This window comes from Reyranella sp. GW821-FHT14A01 (assembly GCF_058803965.1).
Genome location: NZ_JBXAPM010000012.1, coordinates 207742 through 227712, shown reverse-complemented (window position 1 = coordinate 227712; position 19971 = coordinate 207742). Strand labels below are relative to the sequence as shown.

The 19971-nt window shown below is 65.9% G+C and carries 21 protein-coding genes and 1 tRNA gene; 13 read left to right on the top strand and 9 right to left on the bottom strand.

Translation table 11 applies throughout. The annotated features are described in order from the left end of the window. Window positions 1-2: 2 nt before the first annotated feature. Both AC1ROX_RS22230 and AC1ROX_RS22225 read right to left on the bottom strand, forming a co-directional pair. Complete coding sequence (locus AC1ROX_RS22230) at window positions 3-1106, bottom strand: ABC transporter substrate-binding protein (RefSeq protein ID WP_493129193.1); 1104 nt, start codon at window positions 1104-1106, stop codon at window positions 3-5. Between the two features lie 27 nt (window positions 1107-1133). Then, window positions 1134-2450, bottom strand: coding sequence for an NtaA/DmoA family FMN-dependent monooxygenase (locus AC1ROX_RS22225; protein ID WP_493129191.1), 1317 nt, complete (start codon window positions 2448-2450; stop codon window positions 1134-1136). Window positions 2451-2616: 166 nt separating this feature from the next. On the opposite strand from AC1ROX_RS22225, the gene AC1ROX_RS22220 reads away from it, so the two are divergent. Then, window positions 2617-3378, top strand: coding sequence for a class II aldolase/adducin family protein (locus tag AC1ROX_RS22220; RefSeq protein ID WP_493129189.1), 762 nt, complete (start codon window positions 2617-2619; stop codon window positions 3376-3378). Between the two features lie 73 nt (window positions 3379-3451). Here AC1ROX_RS22220 and AC1ROX_RS22215 read toward each other — a convergent pair whose 3' ends face one another. The 3 genes from AC1ROX_RS22215 to AC1ROX_RS22205 all read right to left on the bottom strand — a co-directional run bounded on the left by AC1ROX_RS22215 (window position 3452) and on the right by AC1ROX_RS22205 (window position 6068). Next, window positions 3452-4420 carry a Bug family tripartite tricarboxylate transporter substrate binding protein gene (locus AC1ROX_RS22215; RefSeq protein ID WP_493129187.1) on the bottom strand — a complete coding sequence of 323 codons (969 nt, stop codon included), beginning with the start codon at window positions 4418-4420 and terminating at the stop codon, window positions 3452-3454. Between the two features lie 101 nt (window positions 4421-4521). Beyond that, window positions 4522-5136, bottom strand: a complete 615-nt coding sequence (locus tag AC1ROX_RS22210; RefSeq protein ID WP_493129185.1) for a hypothetical protein — start codon at window positions 5134-5136, stop codon at window positions 4522-4524. Window positions 5137-5270: 134 nt separating this feature from the next. Further along, entirely contained in the window at window positions 5271-6068 is a 798-nt protein-coding gene (locus AC1ROX_RS22205; RefSeq protein WP_493129183.1) for an enoyl-CoA hydratase, read from the bottom strand. Window positions 6069-6101: 33 nt separating this feature from the next. On the opposite strand from AC1ROX_RS22205, the gene AC1ROX_RS22200 reads away from it, so the two are divergent. The 5 genes from AC1ROX_RS22200 (at window position 6102) to AC1ROX_RS22180 (ending at window position 8565) form a co-directional block, all read left to right on the top strand. Further along, window positions 6102-6521: a PaaI family thioesterase gene (locus tag AC1ROX_RS22200; protein ID WP_493129181.1), complete on the top strand. Its 420-nt coding sequence runs from the start codon at window positions 6102-6104 to the stop codon at window positions 6519-6521. A 116-nt stretch (window positions 6522-6637) separates the two neighbouring features. Next, on the top strand, window positions 6638-7117 hold the full coding sequence (gene rplM / locus AC1ROX_RS22195) for a 50S ribosomal protein L13 (RefSeq protein ID WP_493129179.1): 480 nt from the start codon (window positions 6638-6640) through the stop codon (window positions 7115-7117). 1 nt (window position 7118) lies between these two features. Continuing rightward, window positions 7119-7601 (top strand): 30S ribosomal protein S9, encoded by a 483-nt coding sequence (rpsI, locus tag AC1ROX_RS22190; protein WP_493129178.1) that lies wholly within the window; start codon window positions 7119-7121, stop codon window positions 7599-7601. A gap of 82 nt (window positions 7602-7683) precedes the next feature. Further along, window positions 7684-8220, top strand: a complete 537-nt coding sequence (locus AC1ROX_RS22185) for a gamma carbonic anhydrase family protein (RefSeq protein WP_493129176.1) — start codon at window positions 7684-7686, stop codon at window positions 8218-8220. 57 nt (window positions 8221-8277) lie between these two features. After that, complete coding sequence (locus AC1ROX_RS22180; RefSeq protein WP_493129174.1) at window positions 8278-8565, top strand: hypothetical protein; 288 nt, start codon at window positions 8278-8280, stop codon at window positions 8563-8565. A gap of 122 nt (window positions 8566-8687) precedes the next feature. Here the strand turns inward: AC1ROX_RS22180 and AC1ROX_RS22175 are convergent, their stop codons facing one another. Next, on the bottom strand, window positions 8688-10502 hold the full coding sequence (locus AC1ROX_RS22175) for a PHA/PHB synthase family protein (protein ID WP_493129172.1): 1815 nt from the start codon (window positions 10500-10502) through the stop codon (window positions 8688-8690). A gap of 197 nt (window positions 10503-10699) precedes the next feature. On the opposite strand from AC1ROX_RS22175, the gene AC1ROX_RS22170 reads away from it, so the two are divergent. The 7 genes from AC1ROX_RS22170 to AC1ROX_RS22140 all read left to right on the top strand — a co-directional run bounded on the left by AC1ROX_RS22170 (window position 10700) and on the right by AC1ROX_RS22140 (window position 18001). Beyond that, on the top strand, window positions 10700-11956 hold the full coding sequence (locus tag AC1ROX_RS22170) for an OmpA family protein (protein WP_493129170.1): 1257 nt from the start codon (window positions 10700-10702) through the stop codon (window positions 11954-11956). A 19-nt stretch (window positions 11957-11975) separates the two neighbouring features. Continuing rightward, window positions 11976-13232, top strand: a complete 1257-nt coding sequence (locus AC1ROX_RS22165) for an LL-diaminopimelate aminotransferase (RefSeq protein ID WP_493129168.1) — start codon at window positions 11976-11978, stop codon at window positions 13230-13232. Window positions 13233-13258: 26 nt separating this feature from the next. Continuing rightward, window positions 13259-14551: a homoserine dehydrogenase gene (locus AC1ROX_RS22160; RefSeq protein ID WP_493129166.1), complete on the top strand. Its 1293-nt coding sequence runs from the start codon at window positions 13259-13261 to the stop codon at window positions 14549-14551. Window positions 14552-14581: 30 nt separating this feature from the next. Continuing rightward, window positions 14582-15580 (top strand): class II fructose-bisphosphatase, encoded by a 999-nt coding sequence (glpX, locus tag AC1ROX_RS22155; protein WP_493129164.1) that lies wholly within the window; start codon window positions 14582-14584, stop codon window positions 15578-15580. 62 nt (window positions 15581-15642) lie between these two features. Beyond that, entirely contained in the window at window positions 15643-17463 is a 1821-nt protein-coding gene (gene recJ, locus AC1ROX_RS22150) for a single-stranded-DNA-specific exonuclease RecJ (protein WP_493129162.1), read from the top strand. A gap of 42 nt (window positions 17464-17505) precedes the next feature. After that, a tRNA-Glu gene (locus tag AC1ROX_RS22145) sits at window positions 17506-17581 on the top strand. A gap of 75 nt (window positions 17582-17656) precedes the next feature. Beyond that, window positions 17657-18001: a hypothetical protein gene (locus AC1ROX_RS22140; protein ID WP_493129160.1), complete on the top strand. Its 345-nt coding sequence runs from the start codon at window positions 17657-17659 to the stop codon at window positions 17999-18001. A gap of 36 nt (window positions 18002-18037) precedes the next feature. On the opposite strand, the gene AC1ROX_RS22135 is transcribed toward AC1ROX_RS22140, so the two are convergent. From AC1ROX_RS22135 to msrB, 3 genes are all read right to left on the bottom strand, one after another. Beyond that, the gene (locus AC1ROX_RS22135; protein WP_493129158.1) at window positions 18038-18631 is read right to left on the bottom strand and encodes a hypothetical protein; all 594 of its coding nucleotides are present in this window, start codon (window positions 18629-18631) and stop codon (window positions 18038-18040) included. Continuing rightward, the gene (msrA, locus tag AC1ROX_RS22130; protein ID WP_493129312.1) at window positions 18628-19245 is read right to left on the bottom strand and encodes a peptide-methionine (S)-S-oxide reductase MsrA; all 618 of its coding nucleotides are present in this window, start codon (window positions 19243-19245) and stop codon (window positions 18628-18630) included. The genes AC1ROX_RS22135 and msrA overlap by 4 nt, the downstream gene beginning before the upstream one ends. Window positions 19246-19388: 143 nt before the next feature. After that, window positions 19389-19907, bottom strand: a complete 519-nt coding sequence (msrB, locus tag AC1ROX_RS22125) for a peptide-methionine (R)-S-oxide reductase MsrB (RefSeq protein WP_493129156.1) — start codon at window positions 19905-19907, stop codon at window positions 19389-19391. Window positions 19908-19971 lie beyond the last annotated feature (64 nt).

Genomic DNA, 19971 nt, shown 5'->3' with positions numbered 1-19971 from the left:
CGTCAGCTCAAAAGCCACTTGTTGAACTTCGCGATGACCGTTTCGCGATTCTCGATCCACCAATCGTAGTTATAGGTGACGAGCTGCTTGGCGATCTCGGGCGAACTCGGCAGGACGGACATACGCTCCGGCGGGATATACTCGTTCGACTTGGCGTTGACCGAACCGTAGGGGATGCCGAGGCAGACGCGGGCCTGCGGGATCGCCATGGTCGAGTAGGCCACGAACTTCATGGCGTTGGCCTTGTTCTTGGCGCCCTTGGGAATGCCCCAGGCGTCGCGCTTCGACAGGCCCTGGTTCCAGCTGACCGCCGCCGGAACGCCCGCCGCCTGCAATGCCGCCATGCGGCCGTTCCAGACCGAGGTCATCGTGACTTCACGGTCGGTCAGGAGCTGGATCGGAACGGCGCCCGTATCCCACCACTTGAAGACGTCTTTCTTGATCTTGCTGTAGCTCGCCAGCGCCTTATCGACGTCGATCGGGTAGATCTTGTCGGCCGGCACGCCGGCCGCCATCAGCGCGAACTCCATCTCGGGCCAGCCGCCGCTGCCGGTGCCGTACAGGGCACGGTCGCCGGGGAACTTCTTGGTGTCCCAGAAGTCGGCCCAGCCCGAGGGCACGGCGCCTTTGAAGGCATCCGTGCGATAGGCGAGGACCTGCGCCCAGACCAGCATCTCGAGCCCGTATTCGAAGCGGTACTGTTTCTCGACGCCGCGATCGACGATGTCGTAGTCGATCTTCTCGAAGTAATCGCCGCGCTTCTGGAGGTTCATGATCGAGCCGCGGCTGAGCTGCGCCATGTCCCATTCGACATTGCCGGTATCGACCATCGCCTTGATCTTGGTCGGGTCGGATCCCGGGAAGGCACGGACCTTGATGCCGGTGATCTTTTCGAAGGGCTCGAAATAGGCCTTCTGCTGCGTCTCCTGCATGGTGCCGCCGAAGGTGGCGATGCGGACCTCGCCGCTGCCCTTCAGGATGTCGGGCACCGTCGTCTGCTCGGGCCACGCCGCCTGGCCGTAGCTCGGCCGGATGAAGGGCGCGGCGACGAGGCCCGCGCCGATGAGACCCAAAGTGGAGCGCCTGCCGATTGTCTTCTTGCCCATGGATGCCTTCCTTCCTGTTCGACTGGATCAGTAAGCGAGGAGATTGTCCCTGAACTGCTTGTGCTCGTAGGCTTTGCGCACCAGGCCGCGGTCCTGCAGGGCGGGGACCAGCCCGTCCTCGATCTCGGCCAGGGTGCGGCGGTTGACGTTGGGCATGGAGAAGAGGAAGCCGTCGCCGCCCACCTCCTGCATGACCTCGCCCATGCGCGCGGCCACCGAATCGCAAGTGCCGCAAAGGTCGATCGACAGGTCGACGGCGTTGAACGAGGCCATGGTCTGGCGAATCGAGCGGCCGCCGGCCAGGGTCCGGAACTGCTCGAGGTTGAGCTGGTGGCCGTTGGTGGTCACGTCGTCGGGCAGCGGCTTGTCGAGGTCGAACTTGCCGAAGTCGATGTTGGTGACCTTACCGAAATGGGCGAGGCGCTCCTGGATGTTGGCCTGGGCCATGCACTCGCGCTTCTTCTTGCGCTCCAGTGCCTCTTCCATGGTCTCGCCGAGGATCGGATTGATCAGGTAGAGCACCTTGCAGTCGCCGGGCTTGCGGCCCTGCGCGATCATGTGCTTGTGCACGTCGTCGCGGTAGGCGCGCATGGCGTCTATGCCCTTGGCGTTGACGACGATCGTGTCGGCATGGGCGGCGGCAAAGCGTCGGCCGCGCGGCGAGCCGCCGGCCTGGGCAATCACCGGTCGACCCTGCGGACTGGGCCCGGAGTTGAGCGGCCCGCGTGTCTTGAAATACTTGCCCTCGTAATTGACGCCGTGAACCTTGGTGTGATCGATCAGGTTGCCGCTCTTGCGGTCGGCGATCATGGCGCCGGGCTCCCATGAACCCCACAGGCCGCGCACCACCTCCATGTATTCGTCGGCCATGTCGTAGCGCAGGTCGTGCTCGGGCATTCCCGGCATGCCGAAGTTCATCGCCGCGAAGTCGGAGCTGCCGGTGACGGCATTCCAGCCGGCGCGGCCGGCCGACACCTGGTCGAGCGTCGCCATGAGGCGGGCCAGCAGATAGGGGTGGTAGGCGTAGGTTCCGAAGGTCGGCACGATGCCGATGCGCGAGGTCACCTGGGTCATCAGCGCGGCGACCACGGACGGATCCTGCCGCGGCACGGCGATGGCCTTCTTCAGGTAGATCTCGGTCGAGCCGCCGAAACTTTCACCTACGTAGGAGGAGTCTTCGAGAAGGATGTAGTCGAAGCAGGCGCGCTCCAGGCTGCGCGCCATGTCGAGGAACAGCTCCGGTTGCTCCCATGTCGTCCCGATATGCCCTGTCCAGGGCTCCCCCCAGGCCTGAACACTGGAGCCCTGCAAGAACCACGCGAGATGAAATGGGTTGGTCGCCACAAACGCCCTCCGCTGCCGCCCAGATGGCGGGGGAGACGCAAATACTGTGCCGACAATTCGCAGGGCGGCTCTGCGTGCCGCAGGGACAAGAGTACGTCGCACCCTCGCGCAAGTTGCGTTACGATGACGCCTGCGGCGTGGACCGACACACAAGCAGGAGCGCGAGATGGACACGGTGGTGCAACCCGACAAGCTCGATATGACCGAAGCCGAGTGGCAGGCGCGTTGCGACCTCGCGGCGCTCTACCGGATCACCGACAAGTTCGGCTGGACCGACACGATCGACACACACATGACGGTGCGTATCCCGGGCGAGCCCAAGTGCTTCCTGATCAACAATTACGGCGACCTGTTCGACGAGATCACCGCCTCGAGCCTCGTGAAGATGGACATCGACGGCAACGTCTACGCCAAGGACGGCAAGTTCAACGCCGCGGGCTTCACCATCCACTCGGGCGTCTACAAGGCGCGGCCGGATGCAAACTGCGTGATGCATACGCACACCCGCGCCGGCACCGGCGTCTCCGTCCTGAAGAAGGGCATCCGCCCGATCAGCCAGGACGCCCTCTCGGTCTATGACGACCTCGTCTACCATGAGTACGGCATGCCGACGTCGCAGGAAGAGTGCGATGCGCTGGGTGTCTCCTGCCAGCACGGCAACTCGGTGGTGCTGCGCAATCACGGCCTGCTGACCGTCGGCGGCACGATCCAGGGTGCGCTGCGGCGCATGTACATGCTCGAGCGGGCCTGCGAGGTCGAGGTCATCGCCCGCAGCCTCGACGAGGAGCCGGCGCCGATCGAGGAAGACGTCATCCGCCAGTACGGCGCGCGCGCGAAGCAGCAGCGCGCCAACCCGGAATACGGCATGACCTACTGGAAGGCAGCGCTCCGCCAGATCGAAGGCAAGGGCACCGACTGGCGCCAGTAGTCCTCCAGCCTCAGGGCCAAACGAAAGAGCGCGCCGCGAGGCGCGCTCTTCTGATTCGGGGGGAGGGCGCTCCCTACTTCGCGGGCGCCGAAAGCTTCACGATCTCGGTCCAGCGCTTGAGCTCGTTGGCGATATAGGCGCCGAGCTCGGCGGGACCGCCGCGCCGGTCCTCGATTCCCTGGGCGCGGAAGGATTCCTTTGTCCTGGGATTGTCCATTGCCTTGTCGGCGGCGCGGTAGAGCTTCTCGACGATCGGCTGCGGCGTGCCCTTCGGTGCCAGCATGTAGAAGGAGACGTCGGCCACGATGTCGGGATGGCCCAGCTCCTTGAAGGTCGGCGTGTCGGGAAACACCGCGGCCCGCTTCTCGCCGGTGACGGCCAGCAGGCGGGCCTGCTTGGCATTGTAGATCGGCACGCCCGAGGCGACGGGCGTGAACCAGACCTGAATGCGGTTGGTCAGCAGGTCGTTCAGCGCGTCGGTCGTGCTCTTGTAGGGCACCATCACCATGTTGATCTTGGCCGCGCGATTGAGCATCTCGCCCAGGAACTGCGGCACGCCGCCGACGAAGCCCGAGAAGTTGATCTTGCCGGGCTGCTGGCGGGCAAGCTCGACGAGCTCGGCGACGTTCTTGGCCGGCAGCTCGTTGGGAACGAACATCGAATAGAGCACGCCGCCGGTGAAGCTGACGGGCACGAAGTCGTTCAGCAGGTTGGCCGTGGTGTTGCCGGTCGCCTGGTTGAGAATGTTGCTCAGCGAGGCGATCACCACCGTATGTCCGTCGGGCCGTGATTTCGCGACATAGTCGGCGCCGATATTGCCCGTGGCGCCGGGCCGGTTCTCGACGATGACGCTCTGGCCCAGGGTGGCCGTCATGTCCTGGGCGAGCAGCCGCGCGATGATGTCGTTGGTCGTGCCGGGGCCGAACGGCGCGACGATCGTGATGGGTTTGCCCTGTTGAAAATCCTGTGCGCTCGCCGGGACGGCCGCGGCCGCCACACTCGCCATTGCCGACGCGACAGCCGCACGCCGGGATAATTTCATAACCCGCATTAGCTTCCTCCCACTGACTTTTCTTGTTGTCAGTGAGAGTTAACGGTCTCGTGTCCCGGGGCGTCAATACCGATGGCCGCTTCCCCTTCCACTCATCGAAGGTCGCCTGATGGGCGTGGGAAGGCGAAATCGCAGCTTTGGTCACTATGTGAGAACGCTACACAGCGAGCCAATGCTGCCTCACGCGGAGCGCACTTAGCGAAGTCTTTTCTTGAGAAGGCAATGGACGCCTTGCTGATGGCCTTGTCGGAGGTGTCGCGTACTTTCAATTGAAAGGGAAACGCCACGTTGTGCTCGTCGACGACCACGACGGCAATCGTGTAGGCCGACCAGTCAAAGCACAATTGACGTTGCTGCCTGAAATAGGGCGCGTCATCGGCGATCCGGGACAGAGTTAGTTGGCCACTGTTCACCGAAGCGAGGCAGACCGTGCGCCAACGCTCGGGCAGAGCGCGAAAGTCGATGGTATTTCCCGGATCGACCACGCTCCGAGAGGTAAGGCGACGCGCCAGGCCAATCCCTGCAGGGTCTTCAATCGAGGCGCTGACGTCGCAAAGTGCCTCGCTAAAGGCGGTGTGGAATTCCTGGTGTTCCGGATGGTCTCGGAACATCGCAACGGCAATGCCGAATAGCAGGACCCCAACAACTCCAGTCAGCAATCCCCCGGCGACAATGACCCAGAAGATCACCAAACGAACGAAGATCATAAAGAACATCGATCAGGCCCGGTTCTCGGGGCAAGCTCTGCGCCGGCTTTCGGGCAATACCGAGGCTGGAAGCGCCTGGACGTGTTGCCGAGGGGGGTATCACCGAGGGCAAGGATCGCCTGTGGGAAGAAGGCCTATCGCCCCGTCCAGTCCGGCTTGGGCTTCTTGTTCACGAAGGCGTCGATGCCGGCTTGGGCGTCTTCTCGCTGGATCGCGCCGGCCATGAAGTCGGTGGCATAGGCATAGGCCTGCTCGACGTTCATCTCCATGTGCGTGCGGAACATCGCCTTGCCGGACGAGATCTGCTGCGGCGGCTGATTGGCGATGTGATCGGCCAGCGCCTTGGTCTCGCGGTCGAGGTCGGCAGGCGGGACGACGCGGCTCACCAGCCCGTCGCGCAGCGCCGTCTCGGCATCGACGAATTGGCCGGTGAACAGCATGTCGAGCGCGCGCTTGGAGCCGACGTTGCGGCCGACCGCCACCGAGGGTGTGCCGCAAAACAAGCCGTTGTTGATGCCCGAGGTCGCAAAGGTGGCGGTGCTCGAGGCGACGGCGAGATCGCAGGCGGCGACGAGCTGGCAGCCGGCGGCGGTCGCGACGGACTTCACCTTGGCGATGACCGGCTGGGGCAGGCGGCCGATCGACAGCATCATCGCCGAGCAGCGCGCCATCAGGTCGTGGTGAAAAGCGTAGTCGCGCGTCGAGGCGACCTCGCGCAGGTCGTGGCCGGTCGAGAAGGCGCGCTCGCCCTGCGCCTCGATGACGACGCAGCGTATGTCCGTGTCCTTGGCCAGCCGGTCGAATTCCGCCTGCAGCGCGTCTATAAGTTCGCCCGAGAGGGCGTTCATGGCGTGCGGGCGGTTGAGTGTGAGGAAGGCGACGCGACCCTCGTCGCGGCGCAGCAGCACGGGTTCGTTGGAGGCGACGGTCATGGCGGTAGTCTATGGGAAGAGGGCAGGTGCGTCATGCCGGTGATGTCGCCTGCCGACCTGATGAAGTTCCTCGACGAACACTTCCCGCAGGCCGCCCATCTCGGCCTCGCCATCGAGCATCTCGACGACAAGACCATTCGCCTGCGGCTGCCGACGCACGAGCGGCACCTGCGACCGGGCGGCACGATTTCGGGCCCGACCCTGATGTGGCTGGTCGATTGCGGCTTCTACCTGCTGATCCTGGGCCAGCTCGGGCCGGTGGCGCTAGCGGTCACGACCAACCTCAACATCAACTTCATGCGCAAGCCCGAGCCTGCCGACCTGATCGGGGAAGGGCGGCTGATGAAGCTCGGCAGGACCCTCGCCGTTGGAGACTTCACGATTTATAGCGACGGCAAGGCCGAACCAGTGGCGCACGCGACAGTGACATATGCCATACCGCCCAAGGCTTAAACGAGAGGTATTATTATACCCCAATTCTAAGCATTTGATTCTGCTTGGTAAATTATGACGATTTGACAAGTCTCTGCGATCTCCCCATAAGCGCGCGCTCATTGGAAGAAAGACCCATGCAAGCCCTTACGCACCAGACTGCCAGCATCAAGACTGCTGACGTTAAGAAGAAGTGGTTCCTGATCGACGCCGAAGGCCTCGTTCTCGGCCGCCTCGCCACGATCATCGCCATGCGCCTGCGCGGCAAGCACAAGCCGATGTTCACGCCCCACATCGACTGCGGCGACAACATCGTCGTGATCAACGCCGAGAAGGTTCGCCTCACGGGCCGCAAGGCCGAGCGCGAAGTCTTCTACTGGCACACCGGCCATCCCGGCGGCATCAAGGGCGAGACCCTGGGCAAGCGCCTCGAAGGCCGCTTCCCGGAGCGCGTCCTGATCAAGGCCGTCGAGCGCATGATCACCCGCGGCCCGCTCGGCCGGGCGCAGATGAAGAACCTGCGCGTCTATGCCGGACCGAACCACGAGCAGGAGGCCCAGCAGCCCGAGAAGCTCGACATCGCTGCTATGAACCCCAAGAACTCGAGGATCGGCTAACATGGCTACCGAACTTTCGTCGTTTGCCGAACTGAAGAAGGCCCCGACCGCCACGGCGCAGGCTCCCGGCGCTCCGCGCGAGAAGGAAATCGACGCGCAGGGTCGTGCCTACGCCACGGGCCGCCGTAAGAACGCTGTCGCCCGTGTCTGGGTCAAGCCCGGCACCGGCAAGATCACCATCAACGGCCGCGACCAGACGATCTACTTCGCTCGTCCGACGCAGCGCATGATGATCCAGCAGCCGTTCGACGTGACCCAGCGCAATGGCCAGTTCGACGTCGTCGCCACGGTTTCGGGCGGCGGCCTGTCGGGCCAGGCCGGCGCCGTGCGTCACGGCATCTCGCAGGCGCTCACCAAGTTCGAGCCCGGCCTGCGCGGCGGCATCAAGGCTGCCGGGTTCCTGACCCGCGACAGCCGCGTGGTCGAGCGCAAGAAGTACGGCCGCGCGGGTGCGCGTCGTCGCTTCCAGTTCTCGAAGCGCTAAACCCGCGTTTCCGATATCTTCGAAGGGCGCCTCAGGGCGCCCTTCGTTTTTGTGGCCTTTGGTGTTGTGGAGTGTCGTTTCGATGTCCGGTCTCATCGTGCCCTTCAACGGCTTCGTGCCCCAGGTTCACAGCACGGCCTTCGTCGCGCCCAACGCGACGCTGATCGGTGAGGTCGAGATCGCCGCCAACTGCAGCATCTGGTTCGGCGCCGTGCTGCGAGGCGACGGGCCGGGCATCAAGATCGGCGAGAACTCCAACATCCAGGACGGCACCGTGATCCACGTCGCCGCGCGCGGCGTCGGCACCGTGGTCGGCCGCAACGTCACGGTCGGTCACCTGGCGCTGCTGCACGCCTGCGAGGTGCAAGACGACGCCTTCATCGGCATGCATTCGACGGTGCTCGACGAGGCGGTGGTCGAGACCGGCGCGATGGTCGCGGCGGGCGCGGTGGTGACGCCGCGCAAGATCGTGCGCAAGGGGGAGCTGTGGGCGGGCAATCCCGCGGTGAAGATGCGCGACATCACCGAGAAGGACATCGAATCCTTCCGGCGCTCGGCCGCGGCCTATGTGCGGCTGGGGCAGCGTTATATGGTCAATCGTCCGAAGGCGGCGGAGTAGGGCGCGGCACGACCGCACGCCCGGCAACTCGCGGCTCGTCTTAGCGTTCGAACGCGCATGCACGATCTCATCGTTCGATCGATACTGATCGCCGTCATGGCCGCAGCCATGGCGATACCGCTCGCCTACGCGCAGGTGCCGCCGAGCAAGGAGCGCTGCGATCAGTTGATGGATTATTTCGACTACTACGGCCAAAGCCGCGGCGAAGGCGTCAGCGACGGCGAGCGCAACATGACCCGCATCGGTGCCGGCATCGATTGCGAGAGGGGCGACTACCAGAAGGGAATCGCAACGATGGAGACCCTGTTGCGCAACAAGCGGATGGGCATTCCCGCGCCGCAATAAACACCCCGGCGTCTCGACCGGAGCGCCGGAGGCGGGTAGCGAAAAAAGGTCTTTCCACTACGCCTCGTGGAGTTTACCCCGAGGTATTCGAGGGGCGAGTCTTCGGTCGAGACGACGGAGGACTACTCGCCCGAGCGCACCTTCACGTAGCTGCCGGGCGCGTCCTCGATCGCCGGCAGTCCTGCGGTGCCGGGCACGCGGGCGGGGACCTTCGGGCCCGAGAGGGCCGAGAGCCACTTGTCCCAATCGTGCCACCATGAGCCGGGGAATTCCTGGGCGCCGGCCTGCCATTCGGCCAAGGTCGGCGGGTTCTTGTCGGTCTCGTTCAGCCAGTGCTGGTACTTCTTGTTGCGCGGCGGATTGACGACGCCGGCGATGTGCCCCGAACCTGCCAGCATGAAGCGCACCGGGCCGCTGTAGAGCTGGGTCGCCTTGTAGACCGACCGCGCCGGCGCGATATGGTCTTCCTTGCCGGCCTGGATGTAGACCGGAATGCTGATCTTGCGCAGGTCGATCGGGACGTTGTCGAGGACGATGCCGCCCGGCTGGCTGAGCAGGTTCTTCTGGTACATGTTGCGCAGGTAGTAGCTGTGCATCCCCGCCGGCATGCGCGTGGCGTCGGCGTTCCAGTACAGCAGGTCGAAGGGGAAGGGATCCTTGCCCATCAGGTAGTTGTTCACGACGAACGACCAGATGAGGTCGTTGGCGCGCAGCATGTTGAAGGTCGTGGCCATCTCGCTGCCTTCGAGGTAGCCCTTCTTGCTCATCATCTCCTCGACGCTGGCAAGCTGGTCCTCGTCGATGAAGACGCCGAGTTCACCCGGCTCGCTGAAGTCGACCTGCGCGGTGAAGAAGGTGCAGGCGGCGATCCGGTCGTCGCCGCGGGCCGCCATGTAGGCCAGCGTCGCGGCCATCAGCGTGCCGCCGATGCAGTAGCCGATCGCCGAGGCCTTGCGCTGCCCCGTCGCCTTCTCGATGGCATCGAGCGCAGCCAGCGGGCCCTGGTTCATGTAATCCTCGAACGACATCTTCGCGAGGCGCTCGTCGGGATTGACCCAGGAGACGACGAACACCGTGTAGCCCTGCTCGGTCGCCCACTTGATGAACGAATTCTCGGGCTTGAGGTCGAGGATGTAGAACTTGTTTATCCACGGCGGCACGATCAGCAGCGGGATCTCGTAGACCTCCTCGGTCGCCGGCGCGTACTGGATGAGCTGGATGATGTCGTTCTGGTAGACGACCTTGCCGGGCGAGGTCGCGACGTTGCCGCCGACCTTGAAGGCATCCATGTCGGTCTGGCGGATGGCCAGCCGGCCCTTGCCGCGCTCGAGGTCGGCCAGGAGGTGCTGCAGGCCCTTCAGCAGGTTTTCGCCCCTGGACTCGACGGTGGCCTTCACGACCTGCGGATTGGTTGCGGCGAAGTTCGAGGGCGAAACCGCATCGATGAACTGGCGGGTGTAGAAGTCGACCTTGCGGGCGGTCTTGTCGTCGACGCCCTCGACCTCCTTGATCGTGCCCTGCAGCCAGCGCGCCGTGAGCAGATAGGATTGCTTCAGGTAGTCGAAGACGACCTCGTCCTTCCAGGCCGGGTCGTTGAATCGCTTGTCGCCACGCGCGGGCACGGCCACCGGCTCGACCTGCTGGCCCATCATGCGCTGGGCGGTCACCTGCCAGAGCTTCATGTACTGCTGCCACAACTCGACCTGGGCCTGCACCAGCCGGTTCGGATCGGCCAGCATCTTGGCCGTGAAGTCCATGAAGGTCTGGGTGAGGTGGAGCGGGTCGGTCGGCTGCTGCCCGTCGGCTTGATAGCGCTGGGAAAACTCCTGCAGCAGATGCTGGCTGCGCGTCGCGATGTCCTTGAAGGCCTCCTGGAGCTTCTCGGACTCCTCCGGAGAGAGGCCGCCGAGGGCTGCGGGGACGGGACTATCGGACATGCGTTTCCCCTTCCGAATCATTGCCTTTGTGGCGTTTCTTGCGGTAAAATCAACGCCTCGATACCATAGCTAGTACCGAATTGGGCCGCCACTTGCCTTTCATAGGTAGGCTGCGACAACTGACGGGTCAAATTTCCTCTCGGTCTCCGCTAAACAAGCGGAAAATCGGGTTCAAGCTTACACGGCGGGTGATGACGATGCAGCGACACCAGGACACGAACGGCAGCGGCCGCTGGCTCGGCCTGCTCGGCGTGTCGGCGCTGGCCCTTCTGAGCGGCTGCGACTGGATCTTCGGTGGTTCGCCGCCTGTCGGCGCGCCGCCGCGCCCCGGCGCGGAGAAGGGTGTCCAACCGTCCGCCAGCATTCCCGCGGCTCCCGCCAATCCGCAGTACGACGCGGGTGTGGGCGCTGGCGAAGAACGCGCACCGGCGATCGGTTCGATCGTCTCGGGCAAGGGCGGCCAGAAAGCCCAGCGCGACGCCATCGAGAAGGAGCAGGCGGACCGCGACCGCAAGGACCGCGAGGAGCGGCTCGAGCGCGAGGCGGCCGACAAGGAACAGAAGGCCAAGGAGAAGCAGCAGGAGGGGACGACTCCGGTGTCGGCCCCGGTCGGTGCGCCGCCGGTGGGCGCCGGCACGATCACCTCCGATCAGCCGCCGGTCTCCGCTCCCGTGCCGCCGCCGGCTCCCGTGACCACGACCCCCGTGGCGCCGCCGTCTGCAGCGCCCGATCCAACCGCGGCTCCCGCGCCTGTCCCGGCGCCGGCTGCGCCGACGCCGTCGGGAAATCCGAACAGGGCGTTCAGCCCGCCGCCTGGCTGGACACCGCCTGGAGCCGAGCCGGGCTCGGTGACGACCGGTGCGCCGCCGGCGGCAGCGCCTGAGCCCACACCGGCACCGGCCGCTCCGGCGCCGCCGGCCGATCCCAACAAGGCCTTCGCGCCGCAGCCGGGCTGGATGCCGCCGGGCGTCAACGTCGGCTCGCTCATGACGCTTGCGCCCTTGAAGGTCGCGTTCACGGCGTCTGCCGGCGATGCCTGCGCGGATCCGGCACCGGTGAAGGGCAACGTCGCCACGGCGCAGTCGGGCGAAGTGCCATTCAGCGCGCTGAAGTCGCCACCGTTCGACGGCTCGTTGCAGGTCGCGACCATCCAGTTTGGCCAGGGGTCAACCGGATTGGACGGAATCGATGCGGCGGTGCTCGCGCGCGTGGCGGAGATCCAGCGCGACAATGGCGGCACCGTGCGCATCGTCGCCCACGCCGCGCAGGATCGGGACAACCTTGATGTGTCGCGCCGCCGCGCTCTGGCGGTCGCGCAGGAACTGCGCCGGCTCGGTGTGCCGACCGGCCAGATGGTCGCCGAAGCGGCTTCCGACGACGAGCCGATCTATCAGACCAGCACCGCCCGCGGCCTCGCCGCCAACCGGCGCGCAGACGTCTTCATCGACTTCTAGGCGCCGAAGGAAGAACGACATGGACGACTCCGAATTCCACCGCCTGAAGCGCCTGCCGCCCTACGTGTTCGCGGAAGTGAACGCCATGAAGGCCCGCGCCCGCGCCGCCGGCCAGGACGTCATCGACCTCGGCATGGGCAATCCCGACCTGCCGACCGCACCGCACATCGTCGCCAAGCTCGCTGAAGCCGCCGCCAACCCGCGCGCCCATGGCTATTCGGCGTCGCGCGGCATTCCAGGCCTGCGCAAGGCGCAGGCAGCCTACTATTCGCGCCGCTTCGGCGTCGAACTCGATCCCGACAGCGAGATCATCGTCACCCTGGGTTCGAAGGAGGGCCTCGCCAACCTGGCACAGGCGATCACCTCGCCCGGCGACACGGTGCTGGTGCCCAATCCGAGCTATCCGATCCATCCCTACGGCTTCATCATCGCCGGCGGTGCCGTGCGCCACATTCCGGTGCCGGGCTCGACCTCGATCGAGGAATTCCTGCCGGCGCTCGAGCGGGCCGTGCGGCACGCGGTGCCGAAGCCGCTGGCGCTGGTGCTGAACTATCCGTCGAACCCGACGGCGCAGGTCGTCGACCTCGATTTCTACGGAGCCATCGTCGATTTCTGCAAGCGCGAGGGCATCTGGATCCTGTCGGATCTCGCCTATGCCGAAATCTACTTCGACGGCGTGCCGCCGCCGTCGGTGCTGCAGGTGCCTGGTGCGCGCGACATCGCCATCGAATTCACCTCGATGAGCAAGACCTACTCGATGGCCGGCTGGCGCATGGGCTTTGCGGCCGGCAACAAGACGCTCATCCAGGCGCTCACCCGCATCAAGTCCTACCTCGACTACGGCGCCTTCACGCCGATCCAGGTGGCGGCGACCGCGGCATTGAACGGTCCGCAGGATTGCATCGTCGAGGCGCGCAACACCTACAAGGAGCGCCGCGACGTGCTGATCGAAGGGCTGAAGGGCGCGGGCTGGGACCTGCCGTCACCCTCGGCCAGCATGTTCGCCTGGGCGCCGCTGCCCAAGGACTTCGCCGAGCTGGGCTCGCTGGCTTTCTCCAAGCTGCTGCTGACCCAGGCCAATGTCGCGATGTCGCCGGGCATCGGCTTCGGCGAGCATGGCGACGGGCATGTCCGTATCGCGCTGGTGGAGAACAAGCACCGCATCCGCCAGGCCATCCGCAACATCCGGCAGGTGCTGGCCGACCCGGGCCGGTCGATCGATCTCTACCTGCGCGGCGTTGGGGACAACATCACGCCGATCAAGGCTCGCGCCTGACCTCATCCTGTCGTATCAGGCGCCCCATGAATTCTCCTCTCAGGATCGGCATCGCCGGGCTCGGCACCGTGGGCGCAGGCGTTGTGAAGCTGTTGGCCGAACATGGCCGGCTCCTTGCCGTGCGCGGCGGACGTCCCCTCAAGATCGTGGCCGTCAGTGCCCGCAGCAAGGCCAAGAAGCGCGACATCGACCTCGCCGGCATGCGCTGGGAGAAGGATCCGATGGCGCTGGCGACCGCGCCGGACATCGACGTCGTCGTCGAATTGATCGGTGGCTCGGGCGGCGTGGCGCGCCGGCTGGTGCAGAAGGCGCTGGCCTCGGGCAAGCATGTCGTCACCGCCAACAAGGCGCTGCTGGCGCTGCACGGCGCCGAGCTCGCCGCGGCGGCCGAGAAGAAGCAGCGCAATCTCGCCTTCGAGGCGGCGGTGGCGGGCGGCATCCCGATCATCAAGGCGCTGCGCGAGGGCTTGGCCGGCAACCGCGTGAAGCGGCTGTACGGAATCCTCAACGGCACCTGCAACTACATCCTGACGACCATGCGCGAGACCGGCCGCGACTTTAGTGTCGTGCTGGCCGAGGCGCAGGCGGCGGGCTACGCCGAGGCCGACCCGACCTTCGACGTCGACGGCATCGATGCCGCCCACAAGCTCGCGGTGCTGACCGGCGCGGCGTTCGGCGCCAGGGTCGATTTCGCGGGCGTGCATGTCGAGGGCATCCGTCGCGTCACCTCGATGGACATCGAGTTCGCCGAGGAGCTCGGCTATCGCATCAAGCTGCTCGGCCTGGCGCGCGAGACGCGCTACGGCATCGAGCAGCGTGTGCATCCCTGCATGGTGCCGCTCGACACGCCGATCGCCCATATCGAGGGCGTGTTCAACGCCGTCGTGGTCGAAGGCGACTTCGTCGGGACGACGATGTTCCAGGGGCGCGGTGCCGGGCAGGGGCCGACCGCGTCCGCTGTCGTGGCCGACCTGGTCGACGTGGCGCGCGGGCGGCACATGCCGGCCTTCGTCGTGCCGGCCGACAAGCTCGCGACCAAGAAGGCCTCGCCGATGGATCGCCATGTCGGCGCCTATTACATGCGCCTGATGGTGCAGGACCGGCCGGGCGTGATCGCCGCCGTGTCGGGTGCCCTGGCCAAGGAACGGATCTCTCTCGAATCGATGCTGCAGCGCGGACGTTCGGAGTCGGGTGAAGTGCCGGTGGTGCTGACCACCCACGAGACCGAAGAGGCTGCGATGCAGCGCGCCCTGGCGCGTATCGCCAAGCTCGGCGCCGTTGCCGAGGCGCCGTGCGTGATCAGGATCGAGGCTTTCTAGAAGGGCGTGGAATACGCCGCGGAGGAGACGATGGCCGATAAGAACGATGATGCTGGCAAGATGGACCGCAACCTCGCGCTGGAAGCGGTGCGGGTGACCGAGGCGGCAGCGCTTGCGGCCTCCAAGCTGATGGGCCGCGGCGACGAGAAGATGGCCGACCAGGCCGCCGTCGACGCCATGCGCACCTCGCTCAATTCGCTGAATATCGAAGGCACCGTGGTGATCGGTGAGGGCGAACGCGACGAGGCGCCGATGCTCTATATCGGCGAGAAGGTCGGCATGGGCGGCGGCCCGAAGATCGACATCGCGCTCGATCCGCTCGAAGGAACGACCATCACCGCCAAGGGCCTCCCCAATTCGCTCGCCGTCATGGCGATGGCCGAGCATGGCGGCTTCCTCAACGCCCCCGACGTCTACATGGACAAGATTGCCGTCGGCGGTGGCTTGCCCGAGGGCATCGTCGACCTCGACAAGAGCGTGGCGCAGAATCTCAACGACCTGGCCAAGGCCAAGAAGGTCGACGTTATCGACCTCGTGGTCTGCATCCTCGACCGTCCGCGCCATTCCGAGCTGATCGCCAAGGTCCGTGAGGCCGGCGCGCGCATCATGCTGATCGGCGACGGCGACGTGTCGGGCGTGATCGCGACCTCGACCGGCGATTCCGGCATCGACATCTACATGGGCTCCGGCGGCGCGCCGGAAGGCGTACTGGCGGCCGCCGCGCTGCGCGCCATCGGCGGCCAGATCCAGGGCCGGCTACTGTTCCGCAACGACGACGAGAAGGCCCGCGCCAAGAAGTGGGGCATCACCGACCTCAACCGCAAATACTCGATGACCGACATGGCCAAGGGCGACGTGATGTTCGCGGCCACCGGCGTCACCTCGGGGTCGATGCTGAAGGGCGTGCGCCGCTTCCACAACGGCGCCGAGACGCATTCCATCGTGATGCGCTCCAAGACCGGCACGGTGCGCTGGGTTTCCGCCCACCACAATTTCACGATCAAGACCGGCCTGCCGAGCTGGGCGTAAGCCCGGCTCCGTCGGCCGACTCCCCGGCGCGTATCCACCGCGCGCTGGGCTAAGGTGGCCGCATGTCCGAAGTTTCGAGAAACGAGCGCCCGGCCTTTCTGGGCGTCGAGCGCTCGCTGACGGGAAAGCGCTGGGCCACGCGGCTCGGCGACGAGCGCTTGGCGACGGCCATTGCGCAGCGCCACGGCCTGCCCGATGCGATCAGCCGCCTGCTGGCGGCGCGTGACGTCGGCCTCGATGCGGTCGGCGATTTCCTTGAGCCGACCTTGCGCAAGTTCCTGCCTGACCCGTCGCACCTCAAGGACATGGATGCCGCCGTTGCGCGACTGGTGCGTGCCGTGCAGACGGGCCAGCGCATCGTCGTATTCGGCGACTACGACGTCGACGGCGCCACCTCCTCGGCGCTGCTGCTGCGCTTCTTCCGCGCCGTCGGCGGCAATATCGGCGTCTATATCCCGGACCGCCGCAAGGAAGGCTACGGGCCCAACGCGCCGGCGCTGCTGAAGATCCGGGAGGAGGGCGCCCAGGTCGTCGTCACGGTCGACTGCGGCATCACCGCCTTCGAGCCGCTGGCCGAAGCCAGGCGCGCCGGTCTCGACCTGATCGTGATCGACCATCACATGGCCGAGATCGCGCTGCCCGAGGCGGTGGCGGTGGTCGATCCCAACCGGATCGACGACGAGAGCCCGCACAAGCATCTTGCCGCCGTCGGCGTCGCGTTCCTGTTGGCAGTCGGCGTCAACCGGGCGCTGCGCGAGGCCGGCTGGTACGGCACCTCGCGGCCCGAGCCCGACCTGCGGCAATGGCTCGACCTCGTGGCGTTAGGGACTGTGTGCGATGTCGTGCCCTTGCTCGGCGTCAACCGCGCGCTGGTGCGGGCGGGCCTGCAGGTGATGGCGAAGCGCGGCAATGCCGGGCTCTCCGCCTTGGCCGACGTGGCGCGTCTCAAGGAAGCGCCGGAGGCCTATCACCTGGGGTTCCTGCTGGGCCCGCGGGTCAATGCCGGCGGCCGTGTCGGCCAGGCCGATCTTGGTGCGCGGCTGCTCTCGAGCGACGATCCGCACGAGGTCGGCGCGCTCGCCATCCGGCTCGACGAATTCAACGCCGAGCGCCGCGCCATCGAGCGCGAGGTCCTCGACCAGGCGATCACGCGAATCGAAGGCCTGTACGGCCCGGACACCAAGGACCTGCCGTCGGCGCTGCTGGTCGAGAGCGAGGGTTGGCATGTCGGCGTGATCGGCATCGTGGCCAGCCGCCTGGTCGAGCGCTATGGCCGGCCGGCCTTCGTGATCGGAATGGACGGCGCGCTGGGCAAGGGCTCGGGCCGCTCGGTGCGCGGCGTCGATCTCGGCGCTGCGGTGATCGCGGCGCGCCAGGCCGGGTTGCTGGTCAATGGCGGCGGCCATGCCATGGCGGCGGGCCTGACCGTGGCCCGTGACTCGCTGCCCGAGCTGACGCGCTTCCTCGACGAGCGGATCGCCCCGCAGCTCGGCGCCGCACCGCCGGTCCGGGAACTGGGGATCGACGCCGCCTTGGCCCCGGCGGCGGCCACGGCAGAACTGGTCTCGATGATCGAGCGCGCCGGCCCGTTCGGGGCGGGCAATGCGCAACCGCGCTTTGCCCTCACCGGCGTGCGGGTGAGCTACGCCCAGCCGGTCGGGGAGGGGCATGTCCGCTGCACCCTGCAGGGCGCCGAGCGGGGCCGGGTCGACGCCATCGCCTTCCGGGCCAACCAGAGCGCGCTGGGGCCGGCTCTCCTGGATTCCGCGCGGCCCGTGCTGCATGTTGCCGGCGCGCTGAAGATCGACCGGTTCGGCGGCCGCGAAACCGTCCGACTGCAGATCGACGATGCCGCGACGACGGCGGGCTCGGTGATTGCTTGATTTTCCGCCTTCAAGTCGGTATCTCAGCCGCTCTTCGGCTTCGTTCCCTTCGTCTAGAGGCCTAGGACACTGCCCTTTCACGGCGGCGACACGGGTTCGAATCCCGTAGGGAACGCCATTCTCCTCCCCGACATATTGGCCGCTGCTGGCCCGTCTGCTGTAGGCTGACATCCGGGGATCGGGGAGAGATGGAATGAGCAAGGCCAGATGGATTCCGGGCAGCCTGGTGTTGTTGCTGGCGCTGCACGGGGGCACGGCGCATGCCGAACAGCCCGCCAAATGGGTCATTCAGCACAAGAACGAAGACCTCGCGAAGGTCTACATCATGGGCGTCGGGCAGGGTCTCAATTTGGCCAATGCCGCCCTGGAGATCCGTAAGAGTACGCCCTTGTTCTGCGCGCCCGATACGCTGGTGACGACACCGGAACACCACATTTCCATCATCGAAGGGATCGTGAAGCTGGAACCCGGGACCGCAAACGAAGACGCGCCGTGGGTTCTGCTCGTCGGGTTGCAGCGTAAGTATCCGTGTCGGTAATCGCTTTCGCGACCGTCGGCAGTCCTTAACGCCAGCTCACGGCTTCGCGGCCTTCACCGCGACGAGTTCGTAGACCTTGAGATTCGTGCGATCGGTCCAGTCGGGAAAGCTTTCCTTCACCGATGAGCCGAGGCTCGGTGCCCACCAGCGTGTACGCATGGCGGGTTCACCTGACTTGATCTCCTCGACGCGAAACGCATCGAACGTGCCGGCGGGCACGGTGATCTTCTCGTAGGCGGCGACCGTCACGGTGACGTCAGAACTGTAGGGCTTGCCGTCGCGGCCGGTCGCCTTGACGGTCTGCTGGATCCTGTTGCCGACCTTGAGAGGCCAAAGCGACTTGAGATCGAGGCCGCCTGCATAGGAATCCCCGGCAGCGTCGACCGAGCCGATCAGGCCCCCATGCACGCGCACTGTCTGTGTCTTGCCGCCCGAAGTCGCTTTGATCAGGCAGGTATTGCCTTCCTGTCCGGCGGCGACATGGACGGACGATGTGTCGCCGCTCTTGTAGGTGAACTCCGTGCCCGCGGCGGAGCAGCGGAAGTCGGCGGTCTGGGCGGCGGCGCCGGCGGAAAATGCGCCGACCGCGAGCGTGGACGCCAGAAAGGCTGTCGAGAAAGCCGTCTTCACTTCGCAGCAGCCACACGCAGGAGAACGGGTTCCGCGCGCCACGACGCAGGGAAGAGGCGTTTCAGCCCCTCGATCTTGGGGAGATCGTGATGGGCGATGTAGGGATTGGTCGGATGCAAGGTCGCGTAATCCTGATGATAGGCTTCGGCCGCATAGAACGGCACGGCATCGTTGAGCTGCGTCACGATCTTCTTCGGGAAGATCCCGGCCTTGTCGAGCTGGGCGATATAGGCTTCGGCGATCCTGCGCTGCGCCGGATCGGCGAAGAACAGCGCCGAGCGGTATTGCGGGCCGACATCGGGACCCTGCCGGTTGAGCTGCGTCGGGTTATGGGCCACCGAGAAGAAGATCTGCAGGATCTGGCCGTAGCTGATGACCCTCGGATCGAACGTCACCTCGACGCTCTCGGCATGGCCGGTCCGGCCCGACGTCACCATCTCGTAGACGGCCTTGTCTTTCGGGCCGCCGGCATAGCCGGAGACGGCGCGGGTCACGCCCTTGGTGTGCTGGTACACCGCCTGGACGCCCCAGAAGCAGCCGCCGGCCAACACAGCCGTCTCGGACGTGGCGTCGGCCTTGCGCTCGTCCAGCATGGGCGGCGGCACCACGACCATCGAGTCCTGCGCCCATGGCTTCGTCGCCGCGAAAAGGGTCGCTCCCAGCACGGCGAAGCCGGAAATACGGAGGACGGCCCTTCGGTTTCGATTATTGCGGATATTTCGATTATTTCGAATATCGGTCATCGGTCGTTCCTCCCTCAGGCAGCGGCTACCGCGAAAACCATCGCCACGCCGTTCATGCAGTAGCGCAGGCCGGTCGGCTTCGGCCCGTCGTCGAAGACGTGCCCGAGATGACCGCCGCACTGGGCGCAATGAACCGAGATGCGCTTCATGAAGAGCGTGGTGTCGGTCTCGGTGCCGACCGCATGGTCGAGCGGCGCCCAGAAACTCGGCCAGCCGGTGCCGCTGTCGAACTTGGTGGCCGAGGAGAACAAAGGAAGCTGGCAGCCCGCGCAGGCAAAGGTGCCCTTGCGGTGCTCTTCGTTGAGCGGGCTCGAATAGGGCCGTTCGGTGCCGGAGTGGCGCAGCACGGCGTACTGGGCCGGCGTGAGGAGCTTCTTCCACTCGGCATCGGTGTGCATGACCTTGAAGGTCGCTTCGGCGGCAGCGGGCCGGGTGCGCCAAGGCAGGGCTGCTGCTGCCAGCAGAGCCACGGCGCCGACACCGGCGCCCAGTTTCAGGACGTGCCTTCGATTGGGTTGGGCAGCGTTTACCATGGGGCCTCCTCCGAGGGATCGGCCTCTATGTGGGCGCAACCCGCGCTGTGTCCAACTGACTATA